Below are 9,273 nucleotides of genomic sequence, written 5' to 3' on the forward strand. Positions count from 1 at the left end.
CTCCCTGGTTGCCTGACCTGCCGCACGCATGCGCCGAATCCTACCTCTTGCCGAACCATCTGGTTCGGAACTATGGTCCACTGTGAACCGAATGGTTCTGAACTCTGTGAGACGAGGGCTTGATGAGCGCGGACAAACCACGGTGGCAGCAGCTCAAGGAGCAGTCGGACGGTGTGACGACCGCCGAGCTGGATCAGCTGTGGACCCGGCTACGCCCGGCGCGCGCCGAGGACATCCTCGGCGAGTGGCGCGGTGACGCCTTTCAGACCGGTCACCCCCTGTGCCGCGCACTGCCCGCGAGCCGCTGGTACGGGAAGAACTTCCACGCTCTCGACGACGCGAAGCCGCTGATCTGCCGGGCCGAGGACGGCACCCTGTTCTCCAATGTCGAACTGGGACAGGGCGAAGCGACGCTGTGGAACATCGAGTTCCGCGGTGAGGTCACCGCGACCATGGTCTACGACGGTCGCGCGGTGTTCGACCACTTCAAGTGGCTCGACGACACCACCCTGATGGGCATCATGAACGGGCGCCCCGAACTGGTTCTCGCGCACGGCGAATACTTCTACTTCCTGCTGGAACGGGTCTCTTGATGCGCACGACGGCGGTGCTGTCGCGCGATCCGGGCGCGGAGTTCTCGATCGAACCGATCGAGGTCGACGAGCCGCGCGCGGGCGAGATCCTGGTGCGGATCGTCGCTGCCGGTATCTGCCACACCGACCTGGTGAGCCGTCGCGCGGGCGCCGCGGATCGGCCGATCCTGCTGGGCCACGAGGGCGCGGGTGTCGTCGCGGCGGTCGGCTCCGATGTGCGCACAGTGCGGCCCGGCGATCATGTCGTGCTGACCTTTCGGCACTGCGGTGTCTGTCGCAACTGTGTGGCCGGCCGGCCTGCGTACTGTCATCGGGCGACCACGCTCAACCAGTTCGGGCGACGCGCGCACGCCACGCCCCGGGCGCTGGTCGACGGGTCCCCGATTCTCGACGGATTCTTCGGTCAGTCGAGTTTCGCCGGTTACGCGCTGAGCACGGAGGACAACACGGTCGTGGTCGACCCCGCGATCGACCTCGCGGTGGCGGCGCCGTTCGGCTGCGGTTTCCAGACCGGTGCGGGTGCGGTGCTCAACGCTTTGCGGCCGGAGCCGGGTGCGTGGGTTGCCGTGTACGGGGCGGGCGCGGTCGGGATGGCGGGTCTACTCGCAGCCCGGACAGTTCCGGACGTGCGCGTGGTCGTCGTCGAAACATCGGCTGCGCGGCGGGAACTGGCCGTCGAACTGGGAGCTGACGCCGCACTCGATCCTGCCGACGGGCCGACGGCAGCGCGCATCCGTGAACTCACCGATGGTGGTGCGACGCATGCGCTCGACACCACCGGCATCGCCACCGTGCTCGCCGATGCCGTCGCCGCGCTCGCGGTGGGGGCGACGGTGGTGGCGGTGGGTCTTGGTCGCGGTACGCCGCCGATCGATGTCGGTGATCTCGTGCTGCACGGCAAGGTGATTCGCGGCTGCCTCGAAGGCGACAGCGTGCCCGCCACCTTCATTCCCCATCTGCTCGATCTGTACGCGGCCGGTCGTTTCCCGGCCGATCGACTCATCGCCCGGTATCCGCATGCCGAGGTCGGCGCCGCGCTGGCCGATCAGCGTGCGGGCACTGTGGTCAAGCCGGTGCTCACATGGTGAACACCCTCGAATCCCCGGACGCGCCATGACACTTCTCTTCCATGACATCCAGACCGACGAGAGCGCCGAAACGGCCCGCACCCAGCGTCGGCTCATGGTGCTCAACGCCGCGCGTGCGGTCTTCGTGGCCCACGGGTATCACGGTGCGAGCATGGACGACATCGGCGTTCGGGCCGGGATGAGCAAGCCGGTGCTGTACACGCACTACGCGAGCAAGCTCGATCTGTATCTGTCGGTGTTGCAGGGGTATCTGGACCGGATGGTCGACGGCATTCGCGATGCGCTGGCCGATGCGAACGGTCAGGAGGACAAGGTGCGTCGCGCGGTGCTGGCCTATTTCGACTTCGTCGACGAGGACGCAGGCGGGCACACGTTGGTCTTCGAGTCGCCGGTGCCGAGTGAACCGTGTGTGCGGTGGCGGGTGCGCAATGCCATGGGCGAGTGCGCGGTGCTGGTGAGCGCTGAGCTGCGCGCGGCGGGGATGGACGATGTCCGTGCCTACGCGTGTGCGTTCGGCGTGGTCGGTGCCAGCCATCTCGCGGCGCGGCAGTGGCTGGACACGGGTCGTCCGATTCCGAAGGGCGATGCGGTCGATACCGTTGTCTCGCTGTGCTGGAACGGGTTGTCCGGGGTCGAGACGACGGGGGACTAGGGCCTGTCGCGCCCTGGATGGGGAGCGACGTCGAGCGCGGTCAGTGCAACGCGGCCGGCAGTGGACTTCCGTCGAGCAGTTCCTCGCTGGGTAGCTGTCCGATGAGTACGGCGAGCGCGCGCTTCCATCGGCGCAGTACCGCCTCGCGTTCGCCGAGTGTGCCGGTGAGCATGGCGGTCATCGAGAGCCCGGTGAGCAGGTCGATGGTGAATTCGACGAGGACTTCGGCTCGCGGATCCGAGGCGTACGGTTCGCCGAGCACTTCCAGGTAGAGCCTGCGCATTTCGGTGAATACGCGACGTTCTTCGATGACGAGCTGGTCGCGAAGTTCGGTGTCGGTGCGTGCGGCGACCCACAGGTCGAGTGCGGTGAAGAAGGCGGGGCTGTTGAGGTCGCGCCAGGCGAGGTCGACGACCGATTGCAGGCGGTCGCGGCCGGGCGCGAGGAGTTCGGCTTCGCGCCGGAATTTCTCGAGCCGGGTGTCGACGACCTGGGTGGTGGCGGCGATGAGCAGTTCGGCTCTGGTGGGGAAGTGGTGCTGGACGGTGCCGCGGGCGAGTCCGGCGCGTTCCTGGACCGCGCTCACGGTGGTTGCGGCGTAGCCGCGTTCGAGCAGGCATTCGGCGGTGCAGGCCAGGATTCTGGCGCGGGGGGATGTCCGACGTTCGGCCGGGGGGCGGCGTGGAGGTTGCACGGTCACCTGAGAAATCGTACGTGCTGCCGACAAGATTCGGTAGATTCAGTGAAAAGTGTCGGCCGTCACCTCTTGACGACGGCCGATGGAGCTGGTGCAATCAAGAAACCGTACGCAGTAACTGTTTATTGACGAAGGGCTGCGATGACGCAGATCTCTCACCTCCGCCGGGGCAGTGGTACGCCGATCGTGCTGGTGCACGGTCTCGGCAGCCGCTGGCAGGTTTTCGCACCGATCATCGATCTGCTCGCCGAGCAGCACGAGGTCATCGCGATCGATCTACCGGGCTTCGGTGACTCACCCGCGCTGGACACTGTGCGACCGGGTCCGCGTGGCTATGCCACCTGGCTCACACAGTGGTTGGCGGACAACGACATTCGGCGCCCCCATGTGGTCGGGAGTTCGATGGGCGGTGGTATCGCCCTCGAACTGGGCCGGGCCGGGGTCGCGTCCGGGGTCACCGCGTTCTCCCCGGTCGGCTTCTACGGGCCGGTCGGACGGCGGTGGACGCAGGGCCTGCTCACCAGCATGCGTGGCGCCGCTCGGGTCGCCGGACCGGCACTGGACCGGCTGGTCGAGCATCCCGCCGGCCGCGTGGTCCTGCTCTCGTCCATGTTCGGCCGCCCGGTTCGCGTCGATCCCGATGCCGCTCGCACCGATTTGGCCGGGCTGGCGGGGGCCACGTCCTTCGCCGCCGCTCGCGACGACTTCGGCAACTATGTGCTCGACCCCGGCGACGACCGTGGCTCGCTGGGCGAGATCCCGGTGACGATCGCGTGGGGCACCCGCGACATCGTGCTCGTACACCGCACCCAGAGCGCCCGTGCGCGGGTGGTGTTGCCGTTCGCGCAGCACGTCGACCTTCCAGGCTGCGGGCACCTCCCGTTCAGCGACGACCCCGAAACCTGTGCTCGCCTCGTTCTCGAAGGGACCTCATGACCCCGTCCATCGCAGTGATCGGTAGCGGGTTCGGTGGCCTGGCAGCTGTCATCGCACTGAAGAAGCGCGGCTTCGACGACATCGTCGTGTTCGAGAAGGCCGACGATGTCGGCGGCGTCTGGCGGGAGAACACCTACCCCGGTGCGGCCTGCGATGTGCCGTCCCCGTTCTACTCGTACTCCTTCGAGCCGAATCCACGGTGGCCGCACCGGTTCTCGCGGCAACCGGCGATCCTCGACTACATCCGGCACGTCGCCGAGAAATACGATGTCCGCCGCCATATCCGGTTCGGCACCGAAGTGCTCGGTGCGGCGTTCGACGACGCGACCGGGAAGTGGACGGTCCGGCTCGGCGGCGGAGAGACCGTGGTAGTCGATGTGCTGGTGTCGGCCGTGGGCCAGCTCTCCCGGCCTTCGGTACCTGCCATCGAGGGCCGTGACAGCTTCGGTGGCACCAGTTTCCATTCCGCCGAGTGGGATCACGACGTGGACCTGACCGGCAAGCGCGTGGCTGTTATCGGTACCGGGGCGAGTGCGATCCAGTTCGTCCCCGAGGTCCAGCGGCAGGTCGAGAAGCTGACGCTGTTCCAGCGAACCGCGCCCTACATCATCCCGCGCCCCGATCGCGAGTTCTCGACGCGCCACCATCGGGTGTTCGAGAAGTTGCCGGTGACCGAGCTCGCCGAACGTGGCACCTGGTACGGCGTCGTCGAAGGGCTCAGCGTCGCCTGGGTGTACTCCAAAGCGTTGTCCGCCGCGATCAAGGCTGTGTCGAAGTGGCACATGCGCAGGCAGACCAAGGCCGAGCCGGGCCTGTTCGAGAAGGTGTGGCCGGACTATCCGGTCGGATGTAAGCGAATTCTGTTCTCCGACAACTATCTTCCGGCGCTCACCGAACCGAATGTGGAGGTGACCACCGAGCGGATCGCCGAGATCACATCCTCGGGTGTGCGCACCGCGGACGGGCGGGATCACGAGGTGGATGTGATCATCTGGGGGACCGGCTTCACCAGCACCGAGTTCCTGGCGCCGATGACGATCACGGGCGCGCAGGGCCGGGAGCTGACGCAGGAGTGGGACAGCGGCGCGCACGCCTACTACGGCATGACCGTGCCGCGGTTTCCGAACCTGTTCATCATGTACGGGCCCAACACCAATACCGGTGGCGGCTCGATCATCTACTTCCTCGAGGCGCAGGCGAAGTACCTCGGCGACTATGTCGCCCATCTCGCGGCGTCCGGTCGCGCGCTGACGGTGCGTCCGGAGGTGGAGCAGGCTTATGACGAGCGGATCCAGGCGCAGCTCGGCGGCAGCGTGTGGAGTCGCTGCTCGTCCTGGTACCGCCAGGCCGACGGCCGGATCACGACCAACTGGCCACTACTGGGAATCCAATACAAGAAACAGGCGCGGTTCGATCCCGCCGACTATGAGGTGGTGTCGCGATGAGTGACTACGACTACGACGTGATCGTCGTCGGTTCCGGCTTCGGTGGCAGCGTCACAGCGCTGCGGCTGACCGAAAAGGGTTACCGGGTGGGAGTTCTGGAATCCGGCAGGCGCTGGGATGCCGAGGACTTTCCGAAGACGAACTGGAACATTCCCAAGGCCATCTGGGCGCCGCGCCTCGGCCTGACGGGGCCGCAGCGGATCAGCGCGCTGGGCAAATGCTTGGTCTTCAGCGGTTCGGGCGTGGGCGGCGGGTCGCTGATCTACGGCAATACGCTCTACGAACCGCTGCCGGAGTTCTATCGCGATCGTGCGTGGGCGCACATCACCGACTGGAAGTCCGAGCTCGCGCCGTACTACGACCAGGCCTCGCGGATGCTGGGCGTGGTCGAGAATCCGCGGGTCGGTCCGAAGGACGATGTGCTGTTGCAGGTCGCGCGGGATCTGAAGGTTGCCGATACCTTCCATCGCACCCATGTGGGTGTGTTCTTCAACGAGGGTTCTGAAGGTGTCGAGGTCGATGATCCGTACTTCGGTGGTGCGGGTCCGCGCCGGGCGGGCTGTATCCACTGCTCGGAGTGCTTCACCGGCTGCAAGCACAATGCCAAGAACACCACCACGCTCAATTACCTGCACCTGGCCGAGAGCAACGGCGCGCAGGTGCATCCGTTGACCACGGTGACGTCGGTGGCGCCCGACGGTGCGGGTGGTTATCGCGTCGAGACGGTGCAGTCCAACGGTTGGGTGCGCAAGCAGCGTCGCACGTTCACCGCCCAGCAGGTGGTGTTCGCGGCGGCGGCGCTGGGCACCCAGAAGTTGCTGCACAAGTTGCGCAGCGACGGCACGTTGCCGGAGTTGTCCTCGCGGGTCGGCGAGCTGACCCGCAGTAATTCCGAGGCGATCATCGGGGTCACCAGTAAGTCCCGGCGTGATTTCGCCCAGGGCGTGGCGATCACGTCCTCCATTCACCCGGAACCGCAGACGCATGTGGAGGTGTGCACCTACGGCAAGGGACAGAACGCGCTGTTCTTGCAGACCGTGCCGATGATCGACGGTGGTGCGTTCCGGTTCCTGCGGTTGTTGCTGTCGATGGTGTTGCATCCGGTGCAGTTCCTGCGTTCGCAGAATGCGCACGGTGCTTCGGAGCGGTCGGTGATCCTGCTGGTGATGCAGTCGCTGGACAATTCGCTGACCTCCTACCTGAGGGGCAAGCGTTTGGTGACCAAGCAGGGCAGCGGAGAGCCGAACCCGGAGTGGATTCCGATGGCGCACGACATCGCCCGCCGATACGCCGCCGAGTCCGACGGCATCACCGGCAATATCGCCACCGATATCTTCAATATCCCCGCGACCGCGCACTATATCGGTGGCTGCACGATCGGTGACTCCCGTGAGACCGGCGTGATCGACCCGTATCAGCGGGTCTACGGCTATCCCGGTCTGCACATCGCCGACGGCAGCGCGATCACCGCCAATCTCGGGGTCAACCCGTCGCTGACCATCACCGCGCAGGCCGAGCGTGCGATGGCGTTCTGGCCGAACAAGGGTGAGCCGGATCCGCGTCCGGATCTCGGGGCCGCCTACCAGCGGATCAGTCCGGTGGCACCTGAACAGCCCGCTGTGCCCGCTTCGGCGCCCGGTGCGCTGCGACTGCCCGCCTGAGGCGAGAGGATCTTCATGACGATCGACCGACTTACCGCGCTCGAACCCGCCTGTTCCCGACAGGACGCGCTGGACCTGTTCGACAGTCTCGCGCCGGTGCCGGCGACCCAGCTCAGCGGCCGATGGAGCGGTCGCGAGCTGGGCACCGGACACCCGATGGACGGCTTGCTCGTCGCGTCGGGGTGGTATGGCAAGCAGTTCGACGGTCTCGAGAGTGTGCATCCGCTGCTGTTTCGCGGTCCGGCGGGCGATATTTTCGCCGTCGATCCGCAACGGGTGCCGTTGGGCCTGGTCGGGAAGGTGCCGAGCAAGGTCGTGGACCGGGGTCGGGGGCTGCTCGGGGTGCTGAAACCGGCGTTGCGCGCCCGTGGTTATCGGGCTCGGTTGCGGGCGGTAGAGCACCGCGGGGTGGTCACCACGGCGATGGTCTATGACCATCTGCCGATCATCGATGTGTTCCGCCGGATCGACGACGACACCGTGCTGGGCCTGATGGACTACCGCAATTTCCCCGAGCCTTATTTCTTCGTGCTCGTCCGGGAAAAGTCGAGTGATTCTGCCCGTTTGCCCGATTGAATCGGGGGTACGCGCCGAAAACGGAGAGCTCTCGTCGGAAGGAGGCCGTGCCATGACTGACTACATCGATCCCCATCAACACAAGTTTCCCGACACCGAGCGCACGACGCGCTCACACGCGGGTGAGTCGATTCAGGACTCGCTCAATTGGCCGGGGCTGTTCCTCGTCGGAGTCGGCATCGTGATGCTCGCGGCCACCTTGACGGCCGCCGGTTCCGGGTTCGTCGGATGGGCGGTGATCGCCGGAATCCTCAGCGGTGTGTGTCTGCTGTTCGGGGTCGGGATCGTGCTCGCCGAGCATCGCCGGATCAAGGTCGGCGAGGGGTTGCACCTCACCGATCCGTGTGGTCACTGAGGTCAGAACTCGGAAAGGACGTCGATGAACGAACGCGCTGAGCCGGGACGGATCATCGTCGACTATTCGCATCTGTTCCCCGGTGTGGTGGTGCGCGCCGATCGTATGGCCGACGAGTTCGATGTGGTGTTCTCCGATGGGGTGCGCACCGAAGCCGGCATTCTGCAGGACGATGACGGGGTCGCGGCACTCGACGTGGTCGGTTATGCCACGGCCGCGGGCACGGTGCAGCCCGGCCGGGTGTGGCCGATCACCTCGATCGAGGATGCCGGGTCCGAGGTGAATATCAAGCTGGGCCCGTACTTGCGCTAGCTTCACGCTGCTCGACGAGGCCGGTTCGTCGTCACTGGACCTTTCTGCGCCGAACGACTGGACCGGCGTCCATCTCTGCCGCGATGATGACGCCATGAGCGAGCATCCCGCGCAACGGCGCACGCTGGCCGTGTTGGTCGCGGCGCAGATTTTCAGTGGCGCGGGGCTTGCCGCCGGCATCACCGTCGGCGCGTTGCTGGCGCAGGACATGCTCGGATCGACCGGGCTGGCGGGGTTGCCCGCGGCGATGTTCACGGTCGGGTCGGCCGCGGCGGCGGTCGGAGTGGGTCGGATTTCGCAGCGGGCGGGTCGACGGGCAGGCCTCACCCTGGGCTATCTGACCGGTGCGCTGGGGAGTTTCGGGGTCGTAGCGGCCGCGGTGACCGGGAGCTTGGCGCTGCTGTTCGTGTCGCTGATCGTGTACGGGGCGGGGACCGCGACGAGTCTGCAAGCGCGATACGCCGGCGCCGATCTGGCGCAGCCCGCGCATCGGGCACGCGCGATCAGCACGGTGCTGGTGGCGACGACGGTCGGTGCGGTGGTCGGGCCGAATCTGACGACGCCGATGTCGAATATGGCTGTGAACTGGGGCATTCCGGCGCTGTCCGGCCCGTTCGTGCTGTCCGGGGTGGCGTATGTGCTGGCGGCCGTTGTGCTGTGGGTGATGTTGCGGCCGGACCCGCTTGTGCTTGCCCGCGCGATTGCCGAACCGCCCGGCGAGGTGGTCGTGACGCAAGCTCCGACACGGTGGTCGGCGCCGATCGTGGCCGGGACGACGGTGATGGTGGTGACGCAGTTGGTGATGGCCGCGGTCATGACGATGACGCCGGTCCATATGCAGCATCACGGGCACGGGGTGGGCGCGGCCGGATTCGTGATCGCGGTGCACGTCGCGGGGATGTATCTGCCGTCGTTGCTGTCGGGGATGCTCGTGGATCGGTTCGGGCCGGGGCTGGGG

Annotated in this window: 11 protein-coding genes; 10 read left to right on the plus strand and 1 reads right to left on the minus strand. The window is 66.6% G+C overall.

Annotated features, from left to right (window positions below):
* Positions 1-122: 122 nt before the first annotated feature.
* The 3 genes from ACFWF3_RS13180 to ACFWF3_RS13190 are packed head-to-tail and all read left to right on the plus strand — an operon-like array spanning position 123 to position 2,333.
* Positions 123-593 carry a DUF4334 domain-containing protein gene (locus ACFWF3_RS13180; RefSeq protein ID WP_378990041.1) on the plus strand — a complete coding sequence of 157 codons (471 nt, stop codon included), beginning with the start codon at positions 123-125 and terminating at the stop codon, positions 591-593.
* A complete protein-coding gene (locus tag ACFWF3_RS13185; protein WP_379313867.1) occupies positions 593-1,681 on the plus strand; it encodes an NAD(P)-dependent alcohol dehydrogenase in 1,089 nt (362 codons plus the stop codon). The genes ACFWF3_RS13180 and ACFWF3_RS13185 overlap by 1 nt, the downstream gene beginning before the upstream one ends.
* A 25-nt stretch (positions 1,682-1,706) precedes the next feature.
* The gene (locus ACFWF3_RS13190; protein WP_379313868.1) at positions 1,707-2,333 is read left to right on the plus strand and encodes a TetR/AcrR family transcriptional regulator; all 627 of its coding nucleotides are present in this window, start codon (positions 1,707-1,709) and stop codon (positions 2,331-2,333) included.
* Positions 2,334-2,373: 40 nt separating this feature from the next.
* Here the strand turns inward: ACFWF3_RS13190 and ACFWF3_RS13195 are convergent, their stop codons facing one another.
* Positions 2,374-3,033: a TetR/AcrR family transcriptional regulator gene (locus ACFWF3_RS13195; protein ID WP_379313869.1), complete on the minus strand. Its 660-nt coding sequence runs from the start codon at positions 3,031-3,033 to the stop codon at positions 2,374-2,376.
* Between the two features lie 138 nt (positions 3,034-3,171).
* On the opposite strand from ACFWF3_RS13195, the gene ACFWF3_RS13200 reads away from it, so the two are divergent.
* The 7 genes from ACFWF3_RS13200 to ACFWF3_RS13230 all read left to right on the plus strand — a co-directional run.
* Positions 3,172-3,966: an alpha/beta fold hydrolase gene (locus ACFWF3_RS13200; RefSeq protein WP_379313870.1), complete on the plus strand. Its 795-nt coding sequence runs from the start codon at positions 3,172-3,174 to the stop codon at positions 3,964-3,966.
* Positions 3,963-5,411 (plus strand): flavin-containing monooxygenase, encoded by a 1,449-nt coding sequence (locus ACFWF3_RS13205; protein ID WP_379313871.1) that lies wholly within the window; start codon positions 3,963-3,965, stop codon positions 5,409-5,411. Before ACFWF3_RS13200 ends, ACFWF3_RS13205 begins: the two co-directional genes overlap by 4 nt.
* The gene (locus ACFWF3_RS13210) at positions 5,408-7,072 is read left to right on the plus strand and encodes a GMC oxidoreductase (protein ID WP_379313872.1); all 1,665 of its coding nucleotides are present in this window, start codon (positions 5,408-5,410) and stop codon (positions 7,070-7,072) included. The genes ACFWF3_RS13205 and ACFWF3_RS13210 overlap by 4 nt, the downstream gene beginning before the upstream one ends.
* A gap of 15 nt (positions 7,073-7,087) precedes the next feature.
* Positions 7,088-7,648 carry a DUF4334 domain-containing protein gene (locus ACFWF3_RS13215; protein ID WP_379313873.1) on the plus strand — a complete coding sequence of 187 codons (561 nt, stop codon included), beginning with the start codon at positions 7,088-7,090 and terminating at the stop codon, positions 7,646-7,648.
* A 52-nt stretch (positions 7,649-7,700) separates the two neighbouring features.
* Positions 7,701-8,003 carry a hypothetical protein gene (locus tag ACFWF3_RS13220; RefSeq protein ID WP_378628955.1) on the plus strand — a complete coding sequence of 101 codons (303 nt, stop codon included), beginning with the start codon at positions 7,701-7,703 and terminating at the stop codon, positions 8,001-8,003.
* Positions 8,004-8,027: 24 nt separating this feature from the next.
* Positions 8,028-8,315, plus strand: a complete 288-nt coding sequence (locus tag ACFWF3_RS13225) for a hypothetical protein (protein WP_378990031.1) — start codon at positions 8,028-8,030, stop codon at positions 8,313-8,315.
* A gap of 94 nt (positions 8,316-8,409) precedes the next feature.
* The coding region (locus ACFWF3_RS13230; RefSeq protein ID WP_379313874.1) for an MFS transporter at positions 8,410-9,273 on the plus strand (864 nt) is incomplete at its 3' end.

Origin of the sequence: Nocardia sp. NPDC060220, assembly GCF_042727815.1 — a bacterium.
Classification (GTDB): domain Bacteria; phylum Actinomycetota; class Actinomycetes; order Mycobacteriales; family Mycobacteriaceae; genus Nocardia.

What these genes read in the sequence shown, in the direction of transcription:
- ACFWF3_RS13180 (WP_378990041.1), top strand. Translation starts at nt 123, where the DNA reads ATGAGCGCGGACAAACCACGGTGGCAGCAGCTCAAGGAGCAGTCGGAC.
- ACFWF3_RS13185 (WP_379313867.1), top strand. Translation starts at nt 593, where the DNA reads ATGCGCACGACGGCGGTGCTGTCGCGCGATCCGGGCGCGGAGTTCTCG.
- ACFWF3_RS13190 (WP_379313868.1), top strand. Translation starts at nt 1,707, where the DNA reads ATGACACTTCTCTTCCATGACATCCAGACCGACGAGAGCGCCGAAACG.
- ACFWF3_RS13200 (WP_379313870.1), top strand. Translation starts at nt 3,172, where the DNA reads ATGACGCAGATCTCTCACCTCCGCCGGGGCAGTGGTACGCCGATCGTG.
- ACFWF3_RS13205 (WP_379313871.1), top strand. Translation starts at nt 3,963, where the DNA reads ATGACCCCGTCCATCGCAGTGATCGGTAGCGGGTTCGGTGGCCTGGCA.
- ACFWF3_RS13210 (WP_379313872.1), top strand. Translation starts at nt 5,408, where the DNA reads ATGAGTGACTACGACTACGACGTGATCGTCGTCGGTTCCGGCTTCGGT.
- ACFWF3_RS13215 (WP_379313873.1), top strand. Translation starts at nt 7,088, where the DNA reads ATGACGATCGACCGACTTACCGCGCTCGAACCCGCCTGTTCCCGACAG.
- ACFWF3_RS13220 (WP_378628955.1), top strand. Translation starts at nt 7,701, where the DNA reads ATGACTGACTACATCGATCCCCATCAACACAAGTTTCCCGACACCGAG.
- ACFWF3_RS13225 (WP_378990031.1), top strand. Translation starts at nt 8,028, where the DNA reads ATGAACGAACGCGCTGAGCCGGGACGGATCATCGTCGACTATTCGCAT.